Source organism: Actinomadura barringtoniae (genome assembly GCF_017573505.1).
GTDB lineage: Bacteria > Actinomycetota > Actinomycetes > Streptosporangiales > Streptosporangiaceae > Spirillospora > Spirillospora barringtoniae.
Genome location: NZ_JAGEOJ010000032.1, coordinates 68734 through 94470, shown reverse-complemented (window position 1 = coordinate 94470; position 25737 = coordinate 68734). Strand labels below are relative to the sequence as shown.

General features: G+C 71.8%; 15 protein-coding genes. 6 read left to right on the top strand and 9 right to left on the bottom strand.

Annotated features, from left to right (window positions below; translation table 11 throughout):
• Positions 1-284: 284 nt before the first annotated feature.
• On the bottom strand, positions 285-893 hold the full coding sequence (locus tag J4573_RS49275; protein ID WP_208263372.1) for an HD domain-containing protein: 609 nt from the start codon (positions 891-893) through the stop codon (positions 285-287).
• 131 nt (positions 894-1024) lie between these two features.
• On the opposite strand from J4573_RS49275, the gene J4573_RS49270 reads away from it, so the two are divergent.
• The 3 genes from J4573_RS49270 to J4573_RS49260 all read left to right on the top strand — a co-directional run bounded on the left by J4573_RS49270 (position 1025) and on the right by J4573_RS49260 (position 5568).
• Positions 1025-2164 (top strand): ATP-grasp domain-containing protein, encoded by a 1140-nt coding sequence (locus J4573_RS49270; RefSeq protein ID WP_208263371.1) that lies wholly within the window; start codon positions 1025-1027, stop codon positions 2162-2164.
• 75 nt (positions 2165-2239) lie between these two features.
• The gene (locus tag J4573_RS49265; RefSeq protein ID WP_208263370.1) at positions 2240-3826 is read left to right on the top strand and encodes an IucA/IucC family protein; all 1587 of its coding nucleotides are present in this window, start codon (positions 2240-2242) and stop codon (positions 3824-3826) included.
• On the top strand, positions 3817-5568 hold the full coding sequence (locus tag J4573_RS49260) for an IucA/IucC family protein (protein WP_307797521.1): 1752 nt from the start codon (positions 3817-3819) through the stop codon (positions 5566-5568). The genes J4573_RS49265 and J4573_RS49260 overlap by 10 nt, the downstream gene beginning before the upstream one ends.
• A 22-nt stretch (positions 5569-5590) precedes the next feature.
• Here J4573_RS49260 and htpX read toward each other — a convergent pair whose 3' ends face one another.
• Complete coding sequence (gene htpX / locus J4573_RS49255; protein WP_208263369.1) at positions 5591-6448, bottom strand: zinc metalloprotease HtpX; 858 nt, start codon at positions 6446-6448, stop codon at positions 5591-5593.
• A gap of 167 nt (positions 6449-6615) precedes the next feature.
• Between htpX and J4573_RS49250 the strand changes: the two genes are divergently transcribed.
• Positions 6616-8220 carry an AMP-binding protein gene (locus J4573_RS49250; protein ID WP_307797520.1) on the top strand — a complete coding sequence of 535 codons (1605 nt, stop codon included), beginning with the start codon at positions 6616-6618 and terminating at the stop codon, positions 8218-8220.
• 78 nt (positions 8221-8298) lie between these two features.
• Here the strand turns inward: J4573_RS49250 and J4573_RS49245 are convergent, their stop codons facing one another.
• The 6 genes from J4573_RS49245 to J4573_RS49220 all read right to left on the bottom strand — a co-directional run bounded on the left by J4573_RS49245 (position 8299) and on the right by J4573_RS49220 (position 18191).
• A complete protein-coding gene (locus J4573_RS49245) occupies positions 8299-9513 on the bottom strand; it encodes a cation:proton antiporter (protein ID WP_208263368.1) in 1215 nt (404 codons plus the stop codon).
• A gap of 56 nt (positions 9514-9569) precedes the next feature.
• Entirely contained in the window at positions 9570-9956 is a 387-nt protein-coding gene (locus J4573_RS49240; RefSeq protein WP_243774830.1) for a hypothetical protein, read from the bottom strand.
• A 52-nt stretch (positions 9957-10008) separates the two neighbouring features.
• On the bottom strand, positions 10009-10791 hold the full coding sequence (locus J4573_RS49235; RefSeq protein WP_208263367.1) for a class I SAM-dependent methyltransferase: 783 nt from the start codon (positions 10789-10791) through the stop codon (positions 10009-10011).
• A 101-nt stretch (positions 10792-10892) separates the two neighbouring features.
• Positions 10893-14255, bottom strand: coding sequence for an ATP-dependent helicase (locus J4573_RS49230; RefSeq protein WP_208263366.1), 3363 nt, complete (start codon positions 14253-14255; stop codon positions 10893-10895).
• A gap of 165 nt (positions 14256-14420) precedes the next feature.
• Entirely contained in the window at positions 14421-17546 is a 3126-nt protein-coding gene (locus tag J4573_RS49225; protein ID WP_208263381.1) for an ATP-dependent helicase, read from the bottom strand.
• Between the two features lie 225 nt (positions 17547-17771).
• On the bottom strand, positions 17772-18191 hold the full coding sequence (locus J4573_RS49220) for a hypothetical protein (RefSeq protein WP_208263365.1): 420 nt from the start codon (positions 18189-18191) through the stop codon (positions 17772-17774).
• A gap of 414 nt (positions 18192-18605) precedes the next feature.
• On the opposite strand from J4573_RS49220, the gene J4573_RS49215 reads away from it, so the two are divergent.
• Entirely contained in the window at positions 18606-23789 is a 5184-nt protein-coding gene (locus J4573_RS49215; RefSeq protein WP_208263364.1) for an L-type lectin family protein, read from the top strand.
• 98 nt (positions 23790-23887) lie between these two features.
• Positions 23888-25354, top strand: a complete 1467-nt coding sequence (locus J4573_RS49210) for a phosphodiester glycosidase family protein (protein WP_208263363.1) — start codon at positions 23888-23890, stop codon at positions 25352-25354.
• Here the strand turns inward: J4573_RS49210 and J4573_RS49205 are convergent.
• A complete protein-coding gene (locus tag J4573_RS49205; protein ID WP_208263362.1) occupies positions 25276-25581 on the bottom strand; it encodes an MGMT family protein in 306 nt (101 codons plus the stop codon). The genes J4573_RS49210 and J4573_RS49205 overlap by 79 nt on opposite strands.
• Positions 25582-25737 lie beyond the last annotated feature (156 nt).

Here is a 25737-nt window from a genome sequence, read left to right as displayed (position 1 = left end):
CCGGACCTACAGGCACGAACGCCAACCCCGCCACGCACCCGCCACAAGCACCAAGCCCAACCCGCGCCAAGCCCGCAGCCGACCAGCACCCCCAACCCCGCCCCCACCTTCCTCGTCGCCGAGCCTTTCGGCCTTCAACCAACACCCACCCGGCAGCCGGGCACCCAACCCCCACGGAAGGGGAGGCCGCTGCCGCCAAGAGCCGCACTCAAAGAACCAAGAAAAAGAACCAAGAAGAACCCAGAACCAGCAACCAAGAAGAAAGAGAACCCGACCGACGACGCTCAGGCCGACAGCAGCATGAGCTCGGTCTCGACGTTGCGGCGCGCCTGCTCCTCAAACCGCGAACGAGCCTCAGCCGTATGGAACAGCGACGGCAGCTCCAACAACCCGCGCAGAACCTGGGCTCGCCCAGCCTTGAAGAACTCGTCCGGCACGAACGCGTACTCCTCGCGCACCGACGCGGCATACGTGGCGTAGGCCTCAGGGGCAGCACCGAGGATGGCTAGGTCGGCGTCGCACAAGACCTGGCCGTTGCGGTCGTCGGCGTCCGGGGCGTGCGTCTCGGTGAGAACGATTAGGCGGGCGATCTCTTCGACGACCTCGGCCGGCAGGTCGGTGTCGGCGAGCATGCGGCGGGCGAGACGGGCGGAGCGCTCTTCGTTGTCGGCGCGCTCGGGGTCGTAGACGGCGTCGTGGAACCAGGCTGCGAGGCGGACGGCGTCGGGGTCGGCGGCGTGCGGGGCCAGGTCGTCGACCAGGTTCAGGACGGCCAGGAGATGGGCGCGGGTGTGGTAGCGGCGATGCTCCTCACCGTAACGAGCGTCCAGGTCCACGCCGATGTGCCGGGTGTCGGTTCCGGCGAGGCTCACCCAGCGGTCGACAAGATCCATGGAATCCATCCTCGCGGATCGGCGGACGGAACGGGACACGCGATGCCATCGTTCTTGCCTCCGACGGGCCGCCCCGAAAGTATGGTGGCCTCTTCGACTTAGGCAAGCCTTACCTCACTGGATGGGACGCCTTGCTCCACCTCGTCGCCGGGAAGGTCACCGACTCGGTGACGCACGGCTTCCTGCCTGCGGCAGAACGCCTGGGACTGCAGGTCGTACTGCTGACGGACCGGCCCGCGGACCATGCCAAGGTCTTCGGCGGGCCGATCGTAGCGTGCGATGTGAAGGACTACAGGGAGATCGTCGCGGCGGCGGAGAAGCCCACAGCCTTCTTCTCCAACAGCGACTTCCTTCAGGCGTCGACAGCGCTGGCCGCCACCTACTTCGGCTTGCCGGGCAAGGACTGGCGAGCGGCGACGCGGGCGAAGAACAAGGCGCTGATGCGGCGCCACCTGGCGAGCAGGGATCCGGTCTTCGCGGCAGACGCAGAAGCGGAACGAGTGCCGGTAGAGGCGCCGTTCCCACTCGTACTCAAGCCTCGCGAAGGCGTCGCCAGCGAAGACGTCTTCCTTGTGCACGACGCGAACGAACTTGCCGCCAGGACCAAAGAGATCCGCACAAGGCGGGCCGACGCCCTGGTCGTTGAGGAGTATCTGCCTGGGCAGCTCTACACCCTGGAGACGCTGGGCGACGGGCGCGAGACGCGAGTGCTGGGCTCGTACCTGACGACGATCTCGCCCCCGCCCCACTTCATCGAGGAACGTCTGGAGTGGGCGCCGCCCCCGCCCGAGACGGACCAGATCGTGGCGCAGATCAAGGCGCTGGGCATTGGCCTCGGCGCGTGCCACACCGAGTTCGTCGTCCATGACGGCCGCGCACGCATCATCGAGGTCAACTACCGGGTGATCGGCGATCACTGCGACTTCCTCATGGCCGACCTCCTTGGCATCCCGCTCTTCGAGCAGATCCTCCGCGTTCACCTCGGCGAGCGGCTGCCCGCGCCGACCGCTCCCCCGGGCCTGCACGCCGTCGCCGACGTTGTCCTGGCCGAACGAGCCGGAACGCTCACCGAAGCCCCAGAGGCCATGGAGACCAAGGACGGCGACGTCCGGCTCGCCTACATGCCCCAGCGGGCGACCGGCGAGAGCTTCGAGCTCACCCACACCAACCGCGACTACCTGGGCACCATCCGCGCCATCGGCCCTGCGAAGCAGCAGGTCGAGGCGGCCATCGGACGGTTCCGGGCCGCACACTCCTGGACGATCCGATGAACGAGACGATCCGATGAACGACCCGACCGACCCGATGAACGACCCGACCGACGACCCGATGAACGAAGCGATCCGATGAGCGAAGGGCCGCTGGCCGCCCGCGTTCTGGACACGTTGCTGCGCGAGGACTACGCGGGCATGCGCCGCTACCTCGACGCGGACCATCGCACGCTCGACCTCCCCGGAGGCGGCGACGGCGAGGGCAGGACCGTTCGGCTGCGCGAGGGCGGGTTCCTGACCGACCTGGTCGTCGATCCGGCGCAGGGCATACGGCTGGACGAGGTGTTCGCGGCCGTACGGCGGCTGGCCGATCCGCGCGACGACGTCACGGCGTTCGAGCGCGAGTGCAGGGAGACGGCGGCGACGCTGCGGCTGCATGAGAACGCGCGGCCGGAGGTGATGGACCGGCTCGCGCACGCGCCGGACGATCTGCGCCACGGGCCCGGCACGTTCTACGAGACGCTCGCCGCCTACACCGACCATCCCGTCTACCCGACGGGGCGGTGCAGGAGCGGGCTGACGACGGCGGAGCTGCGGCGGTACGCGCCCGAGTTCGGCCCGTCGTTCGAGCTCGCCTGGGCAGCGGTCCCCCACGCGCGCGTGACGGCGGCGGGCGTACGCCCAGAGTGGTGGCCCGCACCGGAAGACCTGGGCCTGGACACCGATTCCGATGTCTTCCCCGTGCACCCCCTCACGGCGCCGCTCATCCGCACCGATCCCACGCTCGCCGTTGCGGACGAACGACATCTCCGCGTGCGCCCCACACTTTCCATGCGCACGGTGGCGGTCACCTCGCTCACCCACCTGAAGCTGCCCCTCCCGACGAGCACCCTGGGCCTGCGCAACCGCCGCACGATCGTCCCCGGCACGCTCCCCGACGGCGCCCGCGTCGAACGCCTGCTGCACCGCGTTCTGGAGCAGGAGCACCTGCCGATCCTGCTGGCGGACGAGCAGACGTACGGCCACGCCGGCACCCCGCTCCTCGGCCACCTCGTACGCCGTTTCCCCGCCGAGACGGCAAGAGCGCACGTCGTCCCGGTCGCCGCGCTGCTGGCAGAGGATCCGGCCGGCGGGCATGTGATCGAGCGCTGGAACGTACGGGAGACCTTCGACGCCTACCTGGACGCGCTCTTCAGGTGGAACGTGGTCCTCTTCCGGTACGGCATCGCGCTGGAGGCGCACCAGCAGAACGTGTCGCTCGTCCTCGACGACGACCGGATGCTGAAGCTGCTCCTCAAGGACAACGACGGCGCCCTCATCGACCCGGACCGCCTCCGCACCCGGCTCCCCGAGAACGAGCAGACCACCCCGTACGCCCTGCACGACGCGCGGATGATGACGCACGACCGCGAGGCCCTCGCCCGCGTCTTCGTCACGATCACCCTCCACCTCTGCGCCGCCGCCCTCGCCTTCGGGCTCGCCGAACGCGGCCTGCTGCCGCTGCGGACGGGCCTGTGCATGATCCGGGAACGGCTGGACGCGGCGCTCGGCCCGGGCGACGCGTTCCTGCGGGCCCGCACGCTGGACGCCGACCGGCTGCCGACCAAGGCGATGGTCACGGCGGGGACGCTGGTCGACAAGGCCCGTACCGGCGCCGCCGACATCAACAAGCACTACGGCCCGCTCGGGCCCAACTACCTACGGGACGGAATGTGCTCCTGACCCACTCGACGATCCACTCGACGACCAGCGCCGACACCGGCGCGACGGCGGGCGACGACACCCGTACCGCCGCCGGCGCGGCCGCCGAGGCGACGGCGGCCGCGCTGCTCAACTGCCTGATCCGCGAGGTCTGCGCGCCCGAGCAGCAGGTGTGGCCGGACGAGGCGCACCTGGTCGCCAGGCTGCCGCGGGTCGGGGTGACGCTGCGCGCGGCGCTCGCCAGACCGCCGGTCGGCGCCACCTACCGCCTGGCGCCGCCGTACGAGGAGCGCCGCGACGGCGAGTGGATCACGGCGCGCTGGGACCGGCTCGCCTCTCTCATCGCGGGCGAGCTGGAGCTGGCGACCGGCCGGGCCAACCCGGAGTTCCTCGGCCAGGTGGCCGACAGCCACGCCGCACTCGAGTCCATCCTCACAAAGCGTTCCGCCCCCGCCGAGCCCACAGACAGCGGCCTCACAGACAGCGGCCCCACAGAGAACGGCCCCACAGAGAACGGCCCGCCGGAGAATCGCTACCTGGACTCCGAGCAGTCGCTCATCGCCGGGCATCGCTTCCACCCGTCGCCCAAGGCGCGCCAGGGCTCGCCCACCGACTGGCTGGCGTACGCGCCCGAGGCCGGTGCGAGCTTCCACCCGCGCTGGCTCGCCGTACGGGACGACGTTCTCGCGCAGGAGGGCGACCCGCAGGCGTTCGCCAAGCTGGACGAGCTGGGCCCGCCCCCGCCCCAGGGCCACACGCTCCTGCCCGCACACCCGTGGCAGCTCCGCCTCCTCGCCGAACGCCCGATGCTGCGCCGCGCGTTCGCCGCGGGCCTGATCCAGGACCTCGGCCCGGCCGCGCCGGACGCGTTCCCGACGTCCTCGGTCCGCACGGCCTATCTCCCGGCCGCCGACGTGTTCTGCAAGTTCAGCCTGGACGTCCGCATCACCAACTGCGTGCGCAAGAACGCCTGGTACGAGCTCACCGGCGCGACCGTCCTCAACAAGCTCGTCGGCCCGGTCTTCGACCGCCTGCGAACCGCAGCATCCGGAGGCGCGACGTTCCTCGCCGAGCCCGCGTACCGCAGCGTGGCGCTCGCCGACCAGCGCCTGTACGAGGGCCTGGGCGTGATCCTTCGCCAGGGCGTCGGCGACCTGCCGGGCACGCCGCTGCTCGCCGCCGCCCTGACCGACCCGTACTCCGCCCACCTGGCGACGCTGCCCGCGCTCGAGACGCCCGACGGCGCGATCGCCTGGTGGGACGCCTATGTCCGGCACGTCGCGCCGCCCGTGCTGCACGCGTTCTTCGATCACGGCATCGTGCTGGAGCCGCATCTGCAGAACGTCCTGATCGCGGTGGACGGCGACGGCATGCCGGTACAGGCCGTGTTCCGCGATCTGGAAGGCACCAAGCTCGTCGACGGCCGCTGGGACCTGTCCGGCCTCCCGGCGCAGGTCCGCGAGGCGATGACGTACGACGCCGACCGCGGCTGGAACCGGGTCGTCTACTGCCTGCTGGTCAACCATCTGACCGAGGTGGCCGCCGCGGTCGCCGACCTGCATCCGGCCGTGGACCGCACGCTCTGGCAGGTCGCACGCAAGCACTTCGGCCACGACCGGCCGGAGATGCGCGCGCTTCTCGCCGGCGTTCCGCTCCCGGCCAAGGCCAACCTGCGGGCCCGCTGGGCGCGTTCGGCCGATCGAGGCGCGACCTACGTTCCGACGCCCAACCCACTGGCCCAGCCCGCGCCCGATCTGAACTGAACTGAACTGACTCAGGAACGGCTCAGCCGGGCAGGCGCCGGCCGGCCATCTGCTCCAGCCGCGCGATCCGGTCGGCCATCGGCGGGTGCGTCGCGAACAGCGACGACATCCCGCCGCCGCGGAACGGGTTGGCGATCATCAGGGAGCTGGTCGAGACGATCGAGCTGTCCTGGGGCAGCGGCCGGGCCTGGGCACCGGTCTCGATCTTGCGGAGCGCGCTCGCCAGGGCCAGCGGGTCCTGGCTGAGTTCGGCGCCGGACTGGTCGGCCTGGTATTCGCGGGTCCGCGAGATCGCCATCCGGACGACCCCGGCGGCCAGCGGACCGAGGACGATCATGAAGAGTGCGCCGAGCGGCGATCCGCCGCCCCGGTCGTTCCGGCCGCCGGTGAAGAGCATCATGTGCGACAGATAGGTGATGACGGTGGCGAGCGCGGCGGCCACGGACGAGATGAGGATGTCGCGGTTGTAGACGTGCGACAGCTCGTGCCCGAGCACCGCGCGCAGCTCCCGCTGGTCGAGCAGCTGCAGGATGCCGCGCGTGCAGCAGACCGCCGCGTTCTTCGGGTTGCGGCCGGTGGCGAACGCGTTGGGCGCGGCCGTCTCCGACACGTACAGCCGCGGCATCGGCTGGCGCGCGGTGGTGGCCAGCTCCCGCACCATCGCGTAGAGCCCGGGCGCCTCCGCCTCGCTGACCGGGTGCGCCCGCATGGAGCGCAGCGCGAGCTTGTCGCTGTAGAAGTAGGCGATGCCGTTGGTGACCAGGGCGATGACCAGGGCGATGGTCAGCCCGGTCGAACCGCCCACCAGCCAGCCCACCGCGAGAACGAGCGCGGAGAGGCCGCCGATGAGCATCGCGGTCTTGAGTCCGTTCGCGTGCACGAACGGTACGTCCCCGCGCCGCGCCCGGCCCGATCCACCGCGGCCGCTCCTCGCCCTGCACCCGGTGAACTCTTGACCTTTTCCGGGGTGATCTACTGGAGAACGGGTATGTGGCAGACCCCTCCCACCCCGGACACTCCCCCTCCGGACGGACAAAGGAGACAGACGTGCTGCACCGGGTGCGAGAGCTTGCGGGACTGGGCCTCCGGGCGACCCGGGCGGTGCGCGACGTCGGGATGCTCCACCCGATCCGGCCGGACCGCGCCGCGCGCCTGCCGTTCCAGTACGTCCGGTTCGGCCCGAACCCCGGCACGGTCGGCGCGATGGCGGCGCTGCGCTACCCCGACCGTACGGCGATCGTCGACGAGCGCGGCTCGCTCACCTACGCCGAGCTGGAACACCGCGCCGCCGCCCTGGCGACCGCGCTGACCGAACGGATCGACGAGGGCGACCGCGTCGGCGTGCTGTGCCGCAACCACCGGTGGTTCGTCACGGCGGTGCTCGCCGCGTCCCGGCTCGGCGGCGACGTCGTGCTGCTGAACACCGACTTCTCGGCCACCCAGCTCGGCCAGGTCGCCGAACGCGAGGGCGTGGCGCTGCTGATCCACGACCAGGAGTTCGACCCGGTGGTGGACGAGTCGGCGTTCGCCGGGCAGCGCGTGCACGCCTGGGTGGACGGCGACGGTGAGCACCAGTCGATCGACGATCTCGCCGCGACGACCGAGCCCAGGCCGCTCCGCCCGGGCAGGCCCAGCAAGGTCATCGTGATGACGTCCGGGACGACCGGGACCCCCAAGGGCGCCAGGCATGACATCTCGCTCGCCTCGATGATCCCGGCCGGGCTCACCCACCTGATGCGGGTCCCGCTGAGGTCCGGGGCGCCGATCGTCGTCGGTCCGCCGATGTTCCACGTGCTGGGCTTCGCGTACGCGTCGGTGGCGCTGGGTATGGGGATGCCCCTGATCCTTTTCCGCCGCTTCGACCCGGTACAGGTCCTGGAGGCGATCGAGGACCTCCAGGCCGAGGCGCTGGTCGCCGTCCCGGTGATGCTCCAGCGCGTCCTGGACGCCGCCGACGATCATTCGACCCCCGCGTCCCTCCAGGTGGTCGTCTGCGGCGGGTCGGCCCTGCTCCCGCACCTGTCCGAGGCGTTCACGTCCCGCTTCGGCGACGTGCTGCACAACCTGTACGGCGCGACCGAGACCGGCTGGGCGACGATCGCCACGCCCGAGGACCTGCGCGCCGCGCCCGGCACGGTCGGCAGGCCCTCGTACCGCCTCACCATCAAGATCCTCGACCCCGACGGGCGCGAGCTGCCGGCCGGCGAGGTCGGCGAGATCCACACCGGCGGCGGGCTGCGGTTCGCGGGCTACACCGGGGGCGGCGGCAAGGCCGTACGGGACGGGCTGACCAGCACCGGCGACCTCGGGCACTTCGACGACGAGGGCCGGCTGTTCATCGACGGCCGCGCCGACGACATGATCGTCTCCGGCGGCGAGAACGTCTTCCCCGCCGAGGTCGAGGACCTGCTCGGCGGACATCCGGGCGTCGCCGAGGTCGCCGTCACGGGCGTGGACGACGAGGCGTTCGGCCAGCGGCTGGTCGCCTACGTCGTACGGACCGAGGCCGCCCCGGACGTCACCGAGGACGCCCTCAAGGCGTACGTGAAGAGGCACCTGGCCCGCTACAAGGTCCCCCGCGACGTGCACTTCGTCGACGAACTCCCCCGCACCAGCACCGGCAAGGTCAGGTCGAAGGCGCTCCGAAGCTGACCCCAGCCGACGGCGCTGCGAAGCCGACCCCAGCCGACGGCCCTCCGAAGCCGACCCCGCCGCCCGAATTCTCAGCGCTCATAGCGCGTCGCCGCTCTCCAGGCCCGCCCCGCGCACCGAGTACTCGCGCAACCGCAGGGCCACCAGCGGGAAGATGAGCACCGAGAGCATGCCCGCGCACACCAGCGCGGCGGCGATGCTCGGCTTCAGGTTGTGCTCCTCGACTCCCAGCGTGGTGATGACCACGACCAGCGGCAGCGCGGAGGACGCCAGCAGCGACAGGGCCCTGCGTTCGCCGGACGGCAGGTCGCGCCGGTGCAGCAGCATCGTCGGGCCGCCGCGCACGACCAGGAACAGCAGCAGGAACAGCGGGATCAGCGCGAGGTCCCACGGGTCCTCGGCGAGCGCGGCCAGATCGAGCCGCATGCCGCTCACCACGAAGAAGAACGGCACCAGGAAGCCGTAGCCGATCGCCTCCAGCTTGGACTTCACCACCTCCTGGGTGCGCGGGCTGTCGGCGGCCTCGATCGCCAGCCGCTCGATGATGCCCGCGGCGAACGCGCCGAGCAGCACGTCCAGCCCGAACGAGTCCGCGATCCACAGCATCAGCACGATCATGAACATGGCCAGCCGGATCGCCAGCTGCGCGCTGGTGGTGAGCGTCGCGCGGATCATCCGGGCCACCTGCGGGTTGCGCCGGCCCCGCACCGCCACGATCGCCGCCGTCACCGTGATGACCGCGAACACCGCGAGCAGCGTGATGGTCTTGGCGGGCTGGTCGCCGCCGAGCAGCACCGCGATGGCGACGATGGGCCCGCACTCGCCGAGCGCGCCGATCGCCATCGCCCGCGCGCCGAACGGCGTCGGCAGCGCGCCGGCGTCGTGCAGCATCGGCAGGATCGTGCCGAGCGCGGTCGTGGTGAGGCACAGCCCGACCACGACGGCCAGCACGTCCCAGCCCTGGAACAGCAGCCCCGCGCCGAGCCCGAGACAGAGCGAGACCAGCCATCCCGAGACGGCCAGCTTCAGCGGCCCGCCGCGGATCCGGTCGAACTCGATCTCATAGCCGGCCAGGAACATGAGCACGGCGAGCCCGAAGTCGGCGAGCTGGCCGATGAACGGCCCCTCCTTCGCCCAGCCCAGCACGACCGGGCCGATCAGGATGCCGAGCACGATCTCCAGCACCACCGAGGGCACCGGGATCCAGCGCGAGAACGCGTCCGACAGGCGGGGCGCGACGACGCCCGCCGCCACGATGGCGACCGCGGAGAAGGTGTAAGCCGAACTCGACACCCGACCGACGATAACCGAGCGTGATCAACAGATCACGGATCGGGGTGGGCTCTGGATCAGGCGGCGCCGGCGCGACGCCCCTTGGCCGCCATGCAGATGCGGGCCAGGTCGTTCAGCGCCTCGGTGCGCCGTTCGTCCAGCGACCGCTCGTCGCCCGCGTGGGACTCGGCGAGCGTGTCGATGACCAGGGAGAACAGCGGCCATTCGAGCGGGCCGATGGCACCCTCGAACTCCACGCCGTCCTCGCCGAGATCGTCCAGGTCCATGTTGCGGGCGAACGTCGCCAGGGCGACCTCGGCCGCCGCGACACCGATGCGCATGGCGAGCGCGGCGGGTTCGCGATCGGCGTGGCGCCACTTCGGCGGCGAAGCCGCCTCATGCGCGCCGCGGGGGGCGTGGGGGGTGGTCCCCCCTCGGGGAGTACTGAGCACGTTAGAACCCATGTTCGACAAGATAGCGGCCACCGCCGACATCCGTCGAACATTCGCTCGAAGATCAGGGGGCGATCGCGCAGAAGAAGCCCTGGGAGTGGGTGAAGTGCAGCTCGCCGTCCACGATCGACGGCCGCATCCCGGTCTCGGGGCCGCCGCCGGCGAGCTCGGCCTCCAGCTCCTTGCGGATCACCGAGGCGACCTCGTCGGGCGTGCGGGACTGCGCCATCCACGGCTCCAGCGGCCGGACGACGTCGAACCGGTCGGTCCGCTTCACCTCCGCGCCCGCCTCGGTCAGCAGGTCCGCGATCGCGTCGAAGCCGAGGATCGTTCCGTGGGAGGGGTCGCGCAGCCGCTCGATCCGGTCCACGTCGGCGTCCGTCCCCTCGGGGCGTACGAGATCGGCCACGATGACGGCCGCGCCCGGGCGGCTGACGCGGACCATCTCGCGCACCACCGTCACCGGGTCGGCGACCTGGTGCAGCGAGAAGCGCGTGACGACCAGCGTGAACGAACGGGCGAGATACGGCAGCCCGGTGGCGTCCAGGCACGTGAACGTGACGTTGGTGATGGCGTCGCGGTCGGCCTCGCGCTTGCCCTGCTCCAGCATCGCGGGGGTGAGGTCGAGCGCCGTGACGTGCCGGACGCGGCGGGCCAGCGCGCGCGACACCAGCCCGGTCCCGGCGTCCACCTCCAGCACGACGTCCTCAAGGTCGAGCTCGGGATCGATGAACTCCACCAGCTTCGCCAGATGTGCCGTGAACGCCGTGTTCAGGTTCGGGTCCCCGAACGTGGACGCCTGCTTGGAGAACTCCCGTACGACCTTGTCGTCATGCGCATGCGTCACGGGCACGCCGCCTCTCAGTGGGGAGATGTTGCACGGATAATCCCCGAAAGCACGCAGCGTGAACAGAGCCGAATGGCTAACCTCACACGCTCCTGGACGCCTTACACCGACGGGATCTGCTCCAGCAGCTCGGCGAGACCGGCCTCGTCCAGCAGGTCGGCGGGGCGAACGGTCACGTTGTCGCCCACGTAGTGGAACGCGGCGCTGACCTTCTCGACCGGCACGTCCTTCAGCTTCGCCCAGGCCATCCGGTACGCGGCGAGCTGCACGGAGGCGAAGCGCGCATCGTCGCCCTGCGGCGGCCGGCCGGTCTTCCAGTCCACGACCTCGTAACCGCCGCCCGCGGCGCCGAAGACGGCGTCCATCCGGCCGCGCACGAGCCGGTCCCCGATGATCGTCTCGAACGGGACCTCGATGTCGAGCGGCTCGCGCGCCGCCCACTCCGACTCCTCGAACCGCGCCTGGAGCCTGGCGAGCTCGGAGTCCTCGGCGGCGTCCTCGTCGGCGGCGCCCGGTAGTTCGTCGGCGTCGATGAGCCGCTGCTGCCCCCATCGGCTCTCCAGCCAGGCGTGGAACGCGGTTCCTCGCCTCGCGTACGGAGCGGGCGGGCGCGGCATCGGGCGGCGGATCTGCCGGGCCAGCGCGGCCGGGTCCTTGGCCAGCGACACCAGCGACGACACCGACAGGTGCGCGGGCAGCTCGACCTGGAGTCCGTCGCCGCCGCGTCCACGGTCCCGTTCGGCCAGCAGCAGCTCGACGTCGCGGGCCCACGCCGTCATGCGCCGACGATCGGCGTCCTCCAGCCCCTCGTCACCGGCCCACAGCCGGTGGCGGCCGCTCATGGCGTCCTCGACCATCTGCGCGCCCTCGACGATCGCCTCGTACCGGGCGCGCGCCGTGAGGTCGGACGTCCCGCGCTCGCCCGGGCCGGCGGGCCACTGCGCCTCCTCGGGGTCGGCGAGCAGCGGGTTGGTGACGCCCTCCTCGGGCGGCTCGGCCCACAGCGCGACCTGCCCGGCGCCCTCCAGGCAGGTCTGCCGGACCTCCTCCAGGAACGGCGACGGTCCGAGCGGACGCCCCGACGACCCCCACCAGTAGCCGGTGACGATCAGCAGCGCCGAGGCCCGCGTGACGGCCACGTACGCCAGCCGCCGCTCCTCGCGCAGGTCACGCTCCGAGCAGGCCTGGTCGAACGCGGCGAGGTCCTCCTTCTCCAGGCCGTTCAGCACGGGCAGGTCGGCGCGGTCGCCGCGCAGCATGAACGGCAGGACGCGCGGGTTGGCGGTCCAGCGGGTGGCGTTCTGCGGCGGCGACGGGAAGATCGAGCCCTTGGCCGGTCCCCCGCTCTTCTGCGGCACGTACGACAGGCCCGGCACGATCACGACGGGCCATTCCAGGCCTTTGGACGCGTGGACGGTCAGCAGCTTGACGCTGTTGGTCTCGCCGACGCGCCCGGCCTCCAGCCCGAACTCCTCGGTCTCGGCCGCCTTCAGGTAGGCCAGGAACGCGCCGAGCGTCGGGTCCTCGGCGTCGCCCGCGAAGGTGGCGGCGGCGTCGATGAACGCGTCCAGGTCCGCCCGCGCCGTGACGGGGTCGAGCCCGGACCGGGCCGCGACCTCGATGTCGAGTCCGAGCGCGCGTTCCACCTCGTTCACCAGGTCGGGCAGCGCCAGCCCGACCTGGGACCGCAGCCCGCGCAGCTCGTCGCGCAGCCGCCGCAGCCGCCCGAAGCCCTCCGGGGAGTAGGCCTCGTGCGGGCCGAGGTCGTCGAGCGCGTCGACCAGGCTGCCGGTCTCCTGGTTGAGCTCGCTGACCAGCTGACGCAGCGGATCGTCGGGCGGCGTCTCCTCTGACGCCGCCGAAGCCTCCGGCTCCTCGGGAGGACGTTCGGGCGGGGTGACGTCCCGCGACGCCTCCTGCGCCAGCGTCCGCGCCCGCCGCCCGAGCGCCACCAGGTCGCGTGGGCCGAGCCGCCAGCGCGGCCCGGTGAGCAGCCGCGCCAGCGACGCACCCGCCGTCGGGTCATGCATCGCGCGCAGCGTCGCGACGACGTCCTGCACCTCCGGAACGGTCAGCAGCCCGCCGAGCCCGACCACCTCGACCGGGATCGCGCGCGACTCCAGGGCCTTCCGGATCAAGGGGAACTGCGACCGCTTCCGCGCCAGCACGGCGATGTCGGAGTACACCAGCGGCTCGTCCTGCGGCGCCCCGTCCGGGGCGATCTCGGGGTCGGAGGCCATCAGCGTCGCGATCCGGGCGGCGATCCGTTCGGCCTCGTCCTCGATGGTCTCGAACAGCGCGCACTCGACCCGCCCGCGTCCCTCACGCCCCGCCCCCGGAACGAGGCGCGGCACGGCGGCCGTCTCGGCCCGCAGCTCCTCCTGGATCCTGGCCGCCGCGTCCAGGATCTGCTCGCCGTTCCGGAAGCTTCGGCTCAGCTGAACGACCGGCGCCGGATCGGGCTTGCGGTCGGCGATCGGGGCGTTCAGCGGGAAGTCGTGGGCGAAGCGCAGCAGGTTGCCCGCGCTCGCGCCGCGCCACCCGTAGATCGACTGGCACGGGTCGCCGACCGCCGTCACCGGGTGTCCCCCGCTGAACAACGACGTCAGCAGCACCAGCTGCGCCTGGCTGGTGTCCTGGTACTCGTCCAGCAGCACGACCGAGAACCGCGACCGCTCGATCATCCCGACCTCGGGATGCTTGTAGGCGATCCGCGCGGCCAGCGACATCTGGTCGCCGTGGTCGACCACCTCACGGTCGCCCTTGGCCCGCCCGTACGCCTCGATCAGCGGCATCAGCTGCTCGCGCACCGCGTGCTTGGCGAGAATGTCGCGCTGCGGCTTCAGCACCTTCTTCACCGAGGCGAACCGCTCGTCCAGCCACTGCCCGACCCGCCGCACGTCCTCGGGGGTGCGCAGGTGCTCCGACAGGTCGCCCGACAGCTCCATCACGGCCTTGGTGACCGTGTCCGGCTGCCATTCGATCTTGTCCATCGGGCCGTGGTAGGAGTCGACGACCCGCGAGCAGATCTGCCACGCGACCGCCGGGGAGATCAGCCGCATCGTCGGCTCCAGCGCCTCGCGCAGCGCGTGGTCGCCGAAGAGCCGGGCGGCGTAGGAGTGGTAGGTCGACACCATCGGCTCGCCGTCGAAGAGCGCCTCGCCGCCGAGCCGTTCCAGCTCGTCGCCGGGCAGCATCTCCTTCAGCTTGTCCAGCCGCTTGCGCACGCGGATGCCGAGCTCGGCCGCGGCCTTGCGCGTGAACGTCAGGCCGAGCACCCGCTCCGGCCGGACGAAGCCGTTGGCGACCAGCCACACCACCCGCGCGGCCATCGTCTCGCTCTTGCCGGAACCCGCACCGGCGATGACCGCCATCGGCGCCAGCGGTGCCTCGATCACCCTGGCCTGCTCGTCGGTCGGTTCGGGGATCTCCAGCAGCCGCGCCAGCTCGGCTGGTGTGATCATGGGCAGCGTCCCCGTTCGCCTCCGGGCCGCTTCATGCCGCCGCCTTCCCTCCTCACTCGCGGGCGCTCGCTGCACTCGCTTCGCGAGTGCACTCCCGAGTCCAATGTGCTCGCTGCGCTCGCGGGTCGCTCGTCAGTCCAGGCGACGGCGCGGCCCTGCGGCTCACTAGCCGACCTGCCCTCCTTCCTCATGCACCGGGCAGCAGGACCGTACGGGACAGGTACGGCACTTGTCGTTCGCCCGCGCCTGGAAGACCTCGCTGGCCATGCCGGTGGCGACGATCTCCACCAGTTTCTTCGGCCACTCGGGGTCGGCGTCCTCGCTGGGCGGCGGCTGCTCCTGCTCGCGCACCTTGGCGGTGAACGCGCCCTTGCCGACCTGGATCAGCTTGGCGCCGCCGGGCTCGATCAGCCCGTGCCGCTCGAACGCGCCGAGCATCACGGCGTACTGGTAGACGCCGAGCTGCGGGTGGCGGGCCAGCTCGTCCTTCGGGACGGCCTGGGAGGTGGTCTTGATGTCGATGATGACCGCGCGGCCCTCGTCGTCGCGTTCGGCGCGGTCGATGCGGCCCTTGATGACGACGCGGCCCATGTCGACCTTGAACGACTCCTCCAGCGCGACGACCTCGTTCGGGTTGTCGCGGTGCCAGGAGAGGAACTTGTCGACCATCGTGGACGCCTGCTCGCGCTGCTTCTCCGAGTACCAGGCGCTGCGGAACTCCAGGTCGTGCCAGATCTCGTCGAGGCGCTGGGCGACGTCGACCTCGGTGACGCTCTCGTCGGCCCCGGCCATCTCGGCGACGGCGTGGATGACCTTGCCCATCGTGCTGTACTCGTTCGGCCCGCCGTCCTGGGCGCCGACGGCGGAGGCGAGCAGCCAGCGCAGGCCGCAGGTGGTGAACGCCTCGACCTGGGACGGCGAGATGGTGATCTGCTCGTCCTCGGCGTAGGCGGGGCCGGTGTCGGAGAGGGCGGTGATGGCGTACCAGTTCTCCGGTCTGGCGCCGCGTACCCCCGCGCGCGCGAGGCGGGCCAGGTGACCGGCGGCGGCGCGACGCAGCGGCTCGGGGCGGGACGGGTCGGCGACGACCGAACGCAGGTCCGCGACGAGCGCCGACAGCGACAGCCAGCGGGTCTTCTCGTCGAGCTGGGACTCCTCGATGGCGCCGGGCAGCAGCTCGTTGAGGAAGCGGGACGGGCGTTCCTCGCTGTCGTCGCCGCCGACGGCCGTCGCGACCAGCCGCTTGCGGGCGCGGGTGACGGCGACGTAGAAGAGGCGGCGTTCCTCGTCCATCATCTTGGCGGCCATGGACGCGCCCGCCGCCGCGCCGGCCTGGCCGTCGGCGCCCTGCGGCTCGCTTCCGGCGGCGAGCTCGATCAGCTCCTCGATGCCGAGGAGGGAGCCGCGCAGCCGCAGGTCGGGCCAGACGCCCTCCTGGACTCCGGCGACCACGACGACGTCCCATTCCAGGCCCTTGGAGCGGTGCGCGGTGAGGATCCGTACGGCCTCGCCCTGCGGCGCCTGCTCGGCGAGGGTGTCGCCGGCGATCTCCTGGGAGGCGATGTTGTCGACGAACAGCTCCGGCCCGGCCTGCGGCAGCCGGTCGACGAAGCGGGCGGCGTGGTCGAAGAGCGCGACGACGGCGTCCAGGTCGCGGTCGGCGGAGGCGCCGCGCGTGCCGCCCTTGATGCTCTGCGCCAGAAGCACCTCGCCCTGGCCGCTCTCGCGCCACACGTCCCACAGGACGTCCTCGGCGGTGCCGCCCCGGTCGGAGGCGTCCCGGGCGACCTGGATGAGGCGCGCGACGCGTTCGGCGGGGGCGCGGACCTTCTCGTGAACGAGGGTCAGCTCGCGGGGGTCGTCCAGGGCGGCGATCAGCAGCTCGTTCAGCTGGCGACTGCCGCCGGACAGGTCCTCCAGGTCGCGCAGGGCCCGCTTGAGGCGCCGCATGCCGAGCGCGTCGGCGCCGCCGAGCGGGCCGGTGAGCAGGTCCTCGGCGACGATCTCGTCGAGGTAGCCCTTCTTCAGGGCGGCGCGCAGCAGGATCAGGATCGGCCGTACGGCGGGCTCGCCGATCAGCGGGACCTCGTCGCCCGCGACCACGACCGGGACGCCGGCCTGGGCGAGCGCGCGGCGCAGCGTCGGGACCTGCCGTTGGGCGCTGCGGACCAGGACCGCCATCCGCGACCACGGCACGCCGTCCAGCAGGTGGGCGCGGCGCAGCTCGTCGGCGACCAGGGCCGACTCCTGGGATTCGGAGTCGGCGATGACGGCGTGGACCTCGCCCTCCTCGGCCTCTTCCAGGTGGCGGAGGGCGCGGTGTTCGGCGGAGGTGGACGTTCCGGCGGGCAGGCGGCGCGCGACGCGGCGCGAGGCGGCGAGGATCTCGGGGCCCATCCGGCGGCACGTTCGGAGGGCCACGACCGTGGCCGGTTCGTCGTCGATGGTCCGGAAGCGCTCGGGGAACTCCAGGATCCCGTGCACGTCGGCGCCACGGAAGCCGTAGATGGACTGGTCGGGGTCGCCGACCACGATCAGGTCGCGGCCCTCGCCCGCCAGTCGGCGCAGCAGCTCCTCCTGGGCGGGGTCGGTGTCCTGGTACTCGTCGACGAAGACCACGTCGTAGGCGCTCGCCTCGCGGATCCGTACCTCCTCGTCGGAGAGGAGCCCGGCCGCGATCTGGATCAGCTCGGCGTAGTCGTAGGTCGGCACCGGGTCGAGCGCGAACCGGTCCACGTACCGCTCCATGAAGCGGCCGATCGCGGTCCAGTCGTCGCGCCCCCGCACCCGGCCGAGGCCCGCCAGGTCCTCGGGGCCGAAGCCGCGCTCGGCGGCGCGCAGGTAGAAGTCGCGCAGCTCCTCGGCGAAGCCTCGCGTGGCGAGCGTCTCGTGCAGCCGCGGCGGCCAGTCGCGGGCGCCGTCGGCCCGTTCGCCCTCCAGCAGGCGCCGGACCTCGAGCAGCTGCTCGGGCCCCGACAGCAGGCGCGGCGGCGGCTCCTCGTTCAGCACGGCGTCGCGGCGCAGCAGCGCGTAGGCGTAGCTGTGGAACGTCAGCGCCAGCGGCGAACGGGTCGTGCGCCGCAGCCGGCCGGTGATGCGCTCGCGCAGCTCACCGGCGGCCTTGCGGCTGAACGTGAGGACCAGCACCCGTTCCGGATCGACCCCGCGGTTCTCGATCCGGTCCACGACCGCTTCCACGATCGTGGTCGTCTTGCCGGTGCCCGGACCGGCCAGGACCAGCATCGGGCCGCTCCCGTGCGCCACGACCCGCCGCTGCTGCTCGTCGAGCACCGGCGGCTCGGCGCGCGCCGGACCGGCGCGGCGGACGAGGCGGTACGAGGCCGCTGGGGAAGCAGTGGGCACAACATTTCATTGGAGCAGATCAACGAGGCGGATCTGACCACATCGGACGCATGTCGCGGATGTGATGTTCGATACGACGTTCGATTGCAGTGCCCAACGCGCGTGTTGTGCCCACGTCAGCGGCGAATCGCCCTCCCGAGCAGGTCGGGCGCGTCAGCGGCAGCGCGACCCCGGACCGCAGAGCGGCTTGCCGACGTCGGTCGACGGGTCGGCCGACGGGTCGTCGGTCGGCTCCTCCGAGGGATCCCCGGAGACGTCGTCGGTCGGCGTCGCGTCGTCGGTCGGCGTTCCGTCGTCCGTCGGCGTCGCCGCGTCGTCCGGCGTCGCCTCGTCGGTCGGATCGGCCTGCCGCGCGCCAGTCTCATCGGCCTGCCGCGCGCCGGTGCGATCGGCCTGCCGCGCGCCGTTCGGATCGGCCTGCCTCGCGCCGGTGGACACCGACGTCGGGTGGTCCGGCCGGGCCGTCGTCTCGATCGCGGCCGCCGCCGTGGCGACGAACGTGGCCGCCGACAGCGTCAGCACCCCCGCGACGATCCCCGCCTTGCGCCCCACCAGGGCACCTCGCTCCCCCATGGAAGGAGCCCCCTTCCTCTTTCTCCCACAACCGATCCCAGAGTGCCGATGTCCGGCATTTCCCGAGCTACCCGTCCTCATGAAAAGGCGAGCTAAAGACGGCGTAGCGTTTTCCCAGTTCGGGACATAGGGGAACAAATCCGATGGCCCGCCATTTCGCGGAATACAAGCCCCGGCATTTGGGAATGATCGGCAGCGTTCCGGCAGGTCAACGCTGCCGATGGACGGCGCTCGGCGCCAATTTCGGGGGAATTCATGCGATTTGAACGTCTGCATCCGAGCAGATCCATGGGTAGATCACTGGCCGCTACGATCGCCCTCGCGGTGATGGTTCCTGCGGGTGCCCTTTGCCTTGGCGCCCAGCCCGCCTCGGCCGCACCCGCACCGCCCGTGCCACCCGGTGGGCAGGCGGCCGTGCACACTCCGGGTGGGGTGGGCGGGGCCGGGGAACGGTTCCAGGAGACCTTCGCCGGTGACGACACCCCGGCGGGCGAGTGGATCTCCGGCGCGCGGGCCGGGTCCAAGACGCCGTGCCTCACGGCCGGGACCGGCAAGACCAGCGGCGGCATTCCCGCCTGCCCCGGCGGCGCCTCCGACGGCAACGGGTCGGGCACGCTCCAGCTGACCAGCAATGACGCGAACCAGTCGGGCTTTGTGTTCAACAACAGCCCGAGGCAGTCGGGACGCGGCGCCAGCATTGAATTCGACATGTACCAGTACGACGGGAAGCCGAGCGGAAAGCCGGCCCGCGGCGGCGACGGCATCTCGTTCTTCCTGATCGACGGGGCCGCCTCGCCGACCCAGGCGGGCGGCTACGGCGCGGGCCTCGGCTACTCGTCCACCAACATCGACTCCAAGCGGAAGGCCGCGGGCCTGAAGGGCGGCCTGGTCGGCGTCGGTTTCGACCAGTACGGCAACTTCTCCAAGGCGAGCTTCGACGCGCTCGGCAGCGGCACCAAGGCCGCCCAGCTGAACAACGTGGTGATCCGTGGCGGTGAGCAGGCCCGCTACACCTACGTGAAGGGCCAGAAGGCCGACGGGCCGCTCGCGCTGGACGCCTCCAGGGAGCGTTCGTCGGCCAAGCGGCACGTGAAGGTGCAGATCTCCACGGCCAACTACATGACCGTGGACGTCGACTACGGCAAGGGCCCGGTCCGGGAGATCGAGCAGGACCTGGACGGGGTGAAGGGCCAGCCGAAGCTGCCCGAGACCTACAAGTTCGGTTTCGCGGCCAGCACGGGCAACGCGCGGGCGATCCACCAGATCTCCGGGCTGACCGTACGGACGCTGCTGCCCAACCTGCAGACCTCGCTGCGGCCCAAGTCGGAGTTCAAGGCGGGCGGCACCGGCAGCATCGGCGTCTCGGTGAAGAGCACCAAGCTGAGCGGGCCGACCAGCGGCGAGGTCTCCATGACCATGACGCTGCCGAAGCAGCTGCAGCCGGTCAGCACCGAGCGCCCGGCGCGCGGCGACGGCTGGACCTGCGACATCGACGGCCAGACGGTCACCTGCACGCGGCCGGGCACCGGCGCGGACACGCTGCAGCCCGGCAAGTCGTACCCGGAGATCACCATCGACACGGCGGTGGCGCCGGACGCCTCGGGCGAGATCCCGCTGGCCGCCGAGTCGGCGACGCACGACGAGTTCGACCCGGCCGACAACCTCGCCAAGGGCAGCGTGAAGATCGCGGCCGCGCCGGCGAGGGGCCCGGACCTGGCCGCCTCGGTCACGCCCGTCGGCGACTTCACCTCGCCGGGTACGGGCTCGTACCGGCTGGAGAGCACCAACGCCTCCGACGCCGGGCCGACCACCGGCACGGTCACCCAGACGTTCACCGTACCGGACGGCCAGACCGTCACGGGCGTGAAGGGCGACGGCTGGACGTGCGACACGGCGGGCCAGAAGGTCACCTGCACCCGCAAGGACCCGCTCGGCCCCGGACGGTCGTATCTGCCCGTCCAGGTCGACGTCGCGAACGCGGCGGGGATGGACGGGCCGGTCAAGGCCGTCGTGCACCTCGCGACGCCGGGTGACACCAACTCGGCCAACGACACCGACGCCGCGCAGGTCCCGATCAAGAACCAGGGGCCCGACCTCAGCACCGCGCTGAGCGCCGAGGGTGACCTGATGTCGCCGGGTGGCGGCGTCTACCGGGTGGACGTGGCCAACGCCAAGGGCGCGGGCCCGACGTACAGGCCGACGACCGAGACCATCACCATCCCCGACGGCCAGACCGTCAAGGGCGCGAGCGGTGACGGCTGGGAGTGCACCACGTCCGGTCAGAAGGTCACCTGCACGCGGCCCGACGCGCTCGCGCCGGCCGAGATGTTCCCGCCGATCAGGGTGAAGGTCGACGTCCCGCCGGGCGTCACCGCGCCCGCCACGGTCTCCGCGACCGCGGACACCGCCGGGGACGTCAACGCCGACAACAACACCGCCACGGCGCAGATCCCGGTCAAGGCGAACGGCCCCGACCTCAGCACCACCATCGGGACCAGCGGCGACCTGGTCTCGCCCGGCGAGGGCGCGTACACGGTCGACGTGTCCAACGCCAAGGGCGCCGGCACGACGTACAGGCCGACGACCGAGACCATCACGATCCCGGACGGCCAGGCCGTCAAGGGCGCGGGCGGCGACGGCTGGACGTGCAGCACGTCCGGCCAGAAGGTCACCTGCACCCGGCCCGACGCGCTGAAGGGCGGCGAGGCGTTCCCGACGATCACCGTCCGGACGGCCGTCCCGGCGGGCGCGACCGGCCCGGTCACCGTGACCGCGACCAGCGCCACCACCGGGGACGTCAACACCAAGAACGACACGGCAACGGCCCAGCTCCCGATCAAGTCCAAGGGACCCGACCTGACCGTGGGGATCGCCGCCGAGGGCGAGTTCACCGCGCCCGGCACCGGCACCTACAAGATCGACGTGTCCAACGCCAAGGGCGCCGGGCCGAGCTACCAGCCCGACGTCGCGACGCTGACCGTTCCGGACGGCCAGGTCATCAAGGGCGTGACCGGCGACGGCTGGGAGTGCGAGACCAGCGGGCAGCAGGTCACCTGCACCAACCCCGCGGTCCTGCAGCCGGGCCGCGCGCACCCGCCGATCCGGGTGGACGTGCAGATCCCGGCGGGCACCGCCGGACCGGCCAAGCCGACCGTGAAGGCCGACACCAAGGGTGAGACCGACCCGAGCGACAACACCGCGGCCGCCGAGATCCCGATCAGGATCCTCGGCCCGGACCTGTCGACCGTGGTGACCCGCGAGGGCGAGTTCACCTCGCCGGGCACCGGCGTCTACCAGGCCGACGTGCACAACGACCGCAACGCGGGCCCGACGACCGGCCCAGCCACCGAGACGTTCGTCGTCCCGGACGGCCAGACGCCGCGCGAGGTGACCGGCGACGGCTGGAAGTGCACCACGTCCGGGCAGCAGATCGCCTGCACCCGCGAGGACGTCCTGCAGCCGGGCGCGTCGTACCCGCCGATCAAGATCACGGTGGACACGGCGGCCGGGGTGCGGGGCCCGCTCTCGCCGAAGGCGGTCATCAAGACGCCGGGCGACACCGAGCCGCGCAACGACACCGCGCCGCCGCTGGACGGCACGGTCAAGGCGTACGGCCCGGACCTGAACACCAAGGTCGCGGCCGACGGCGTGCTGTCCTCGCCGGGCGGCGGCGTCTACAAGGTGTACGTGGCCAACGCCAAGGGCGCGGCGCCGACCGTCGGCGCCGTGACCGGGACCGTCACGATCCCGGACGGCCAGGCCATCAAGGCCGCCACCGGCGACGGCTGGGAGTGCACGCCGTCCGGCCAGAAGGTCACCTGCACCCGGCCCGGCAACGGCGACGACGTGCTGAAGCCGGGCGTGACCTACCCGTCCATCAAGGTGACCGTGGACATCCCCGCGGGCACCGACGGTCCGTCCACGGTCACCGCGACCTCGACCACGACCGGCGAGCTCGACCCGAGCGACAACACCGCCAAGGCCGAGCTGCCGATCAGGAAGAAGGGACCCGACCTGTCCACGGTGATCGGCCGCGAGGGCGAGTTCGTCGCACCGGGCAGGGGCGTCTACACGCTCGATGTCGGCAATGACGACGCCGCGGGCCCGAGCACCGACCCGGTCACCGCGACGTTCACCGTTCCGGACGGGCAGACGCCGGGCGAGGTGACCGGCGAGGGCTGGGACTGCGGCACCTCCGGCCAGAAGGTCACCTGCACCCGTACCGACGGGCTGCAGCCGGGCGCCACGTTCCCGACCGTACGGATCCCGGTGGACACCGCGGCGTCCACCACCGGCCCGGTCAAGCCGGCCGCGACCGTCGCCACCAAGGGCGACGTGCGGCCCGCCAACGACACGGCCAAGGCCGAGTTCCCGGTCCGCGCCAAGGGCCCGGACCTGACCACCAAGGTCACGCCGAAGGGCGAGTTCACCTCGCCCGGTGAGGGCGTCTACCAGGTGGACGTGTCGAACGCGCCCGACGCCGGGCCGAGCACCGGGCCCGCGACCGAGTCCATCACGGTCCCGGTCGGCCAGAAGGTCACCTCGGCCGACGGCGACGGCTGGGACTGCACGACGGCGGGCCGCAAGGTCACCTGCCGCCGTACGGACCCGCTGAAGCCGGGCGAGTCCTACCCGCCGGTCCTGGTGAAGGTCGCCATCCCGGCGGGCACGGCCGGCCCGGCGAGGCCGACCGCGCACGTCGACACCAAGGGCGACACCGACACCGACAACAACACGGCGCCGTCCGTCGAGGTACCGATCCGGATCATCGGGCCGGACCTCACCACGGTCGTCACGCCGGTGAAGGCGTTCACCTCGCCGGGCACCGGCACCTACCGGGTGGACGTGTCCAACGCCAAGGGCGCGGGCCCGACGTACCAGAAGGTCACCGAGACCTTCGTGGTGCCGGACGGCCAGACCGTCACCAAGGCGGCCGGTCCCGGCTGGGACTGCCGCGTCACCGGGCAGAAGGTCACCTGCACCCGGCCCGGCACCGGCGACGACGCGCTCGACGGCGGTTCGGCGTTCCCGCCGATCCAGATCGACGTCAAGGTCGACGAGGGCCAGGTCGGGACCGTCTACCCGCGGGCGGTCGTGGACACCCCGGGCGACGTGAACCCGAAGAACAACGCCTGTGACGCCAAGAAGGGCCTCATCGTCGGCCCGGCGGTCGGCCCGAACCTGTCCGTCACGGCCCGCCAGCTCGGCGACGTCGTGGCCGGGCAGCCCGCCACGTTCCAGCTGGAGGTGGCGAACGCGGCCGACACCGAGCCGACGGACGGCCCGGTCACGGTGAAGTTCCCGATGCCGAAGGGCATCGACGTCACCACGGTCTCCGGGACGGGCTGGAAGTGCGTCACGGGCGACTACGACGTCACCTGCACCCGCCCGGGCACCGGCGACGACGCGCTCCAGCCGGGCGACTCGTACCCGATGATCGAGTTCACCGGCAACGTGTGCGCGGACGGCGCCTGTACGCCGCAGGTGTCGGCCTCGGTCGCGGTGAAGGACGAGATCGACCCGAGCGACAACAAGTGCGGCCCGGCCCGGGTGCTCGTCCTGACCGGCAACGAACGGAGGACGCGCTGGCACTGGTGACGGCGTCCGCCTCACTGAGGTGACGATTCGCTGAACGGAGGGGCGGGGGCCTGCGGGCTCCCGCCCCTCCCGCGTTCCCCCTGCTACCTTTCGTCAGCGTGATCTTGCGCAGTGTGACCGTGATGGCGTCGCTGACCATGACGGCCCCGCCCCCGATCGCCCTGTTGGCCCCCGGCGTCACCTGGACGCGCAACGACTTCGGCAAGGCGCCTTCCGCCCCCTGGACCGTCACCGTGCGCCCCGCGTTCGGCAGCCGCGCGACCGCCGAGGCGCACCTGCGCAACCTCAAGGCCCGCGGCCTGAACGGCGTCATGCGCGAGGTCCGTACGCCGGCCGCCCTGGACATGGCCCCGCGCCGCCTCGGCTACTCCGTCCGCGTAGGCCACTTCCGTACGGCGGCCAAAGCAAAGGCCCTAGCCCAAAAGCTCAGCAAGCCCACCAAAAACGCACGCGCCCTCAACTCAGCCCCCGAACCCCTGGCCGCCGACGGCAGCCCGACCTCCGGCCCCTGGCGAATCCACATCCTCCGCGCAGACCCCGGCCGCGTACGGATAACGACCGGCCGCAGCACCGCCAGGCCAGAAACCGTCCGCGCGATGTCGAAGGGCGCACTCGCCGGGGTGAACGGCGGCTTCTTCCTGATCGGCTCCGCCATCCCCGGCGATCCGGTCGGCGCCCTCATCGAGAACGGCACCCTGCTGAGCTCCGACAAGGGCCGCCGCAGCGCACTCCTCCTCCAGGGCCTCGACGCATCGGTCACCGAGCTCTACGCCCGCCTCAAAATCAGGCCCCCAGGCGAGAAAGCCCGCGGTACCGGCCTCAACGCCCTCCCCGGCAAGAACTCGGTCGTCGCGTTCACCCACGAATACGGTGCCGCGCTCCCCCGCGTCCCCTCCCGCGAAGTCCTCATCGACCGCGACACCCAAACAGTCCAGAGCACCTGGACCCGCGACCGCACCAGGCGCGGCTCCACCGTCCCCACCGGCAAGATCCTCCTCCAGGGCACCGGCACCGGCGCCGCGTGGCTGGCCGCCCACACCCCTCGCGGCCGAACGCTCTCCATCTACGCCAAGGTCACCGACCGCCGCACCGGCCTGCCCGTCCCGATGCTCCCCGGCACCTACGCGGTCGGCGGCAACGTGACCCTGGTCCGCAACGGCCGCGTGGAGCTCAACGCCGGCTCATCCTCCGTCGCCGCCCGCCCCGGCCCGTTCTACGCCATGGTCATGCGCCGAGGCCCCCGCACCATGGCGGGCATCGACGCCCAAGGCCGCATCCTCCTGGTCACCGTCGACGGCCGTTCGCCCCACAGCGCCGGAATGACGCTCCCCGAAGGCGCCGCCCTCATGCGCAGGCTGGGCGCCACCGACGCCGTCAACCTGGACGGTGGCGGCTCCACCACCATGGTCGTCCGCGGCCACGTCGTGAACGAACCCTCAGACCAGCACGAACGCAAGGTGGGCAGCGCCGTCCTCGTCACCCGCGATCAGGCCCCGTCCCAACGCGCCGTCCGCATGTCCACCCGTCCCCCGTCCGACTTGAGCGGGGTCCCTTCCTCCCGGTAAGCCGCCAGCGCCCTGACCTCATGCCCCGGCAGGAACGACCCATCGGCCCTGAGTACCCGCCACCAAGGCACGCCACCCCCGTACAGCGACATCACCCGCCCCACCTGCCGCGGCCCGCCCCGCCCGATCATCTCCGCGACGTCCCCGTACGACATGACCCGCCCAGGCGGAATCTGGTCCACCAGATCCAGGACCGCCTCGGCATACTCGTCAGGCTCGCTCTGCATCCCCCGATGATGCCCGCGACACCGACCACCCGGCCACCAAGATCGCCCCCAACCCCACCACAGCAAGCACCCCGAACCCCCCGATACACCGGGTCGTACCGCACCGCCCGAACAGCCCCGGCCTTCTTCCCGTCGAGATGCTCGGTGGGAGCAGGG

Coding starts and splice junctions, on each gene's coding strand:
- J4573_RS49220 (WP_208263365.1), bottom strand. CDS start 18,191: ATGGGGGAGCGAGGTGCCCTGGTGGGGCGCAAGGCGGGGATCGTCGCG.
- J4573_RS49230 (WP_208263366.1), bottom strand. CDS start 14,255: ATGATCACACCAGCCGAGCTGGCGCGGCTGCTGGAGATCCCCGAACCG.
- J4573_RS49240 (WP_243774830.1), bottom strand. CDS start 9,956: ATGGGTTCTAACGTGCTCAGTACTCCCCGAGGGGGGACCACCCCCCAC.
- J4573_RS49275 (WP_208263372.1), bottom strand. CDS start 893: ATGGATCTTGTCGACCGCTGGGTGAGCCTCGCCGGAACCGACACCCGG.
- J4573_RS49205 (WP_208263362.1), bottom strand. CDS start 25,581: ATGCAGAGCGAGCCTGACGAGTATGCCGAGGCGGTCCTGGATCTGGTG.
- J4573_RS49265 (WP_208263370.1), top strand. CDS start 2,240: ATGAGCGAAGGGCCGCTGGCCGCCCGCGTTCTGGACACGTTGCTGCGC.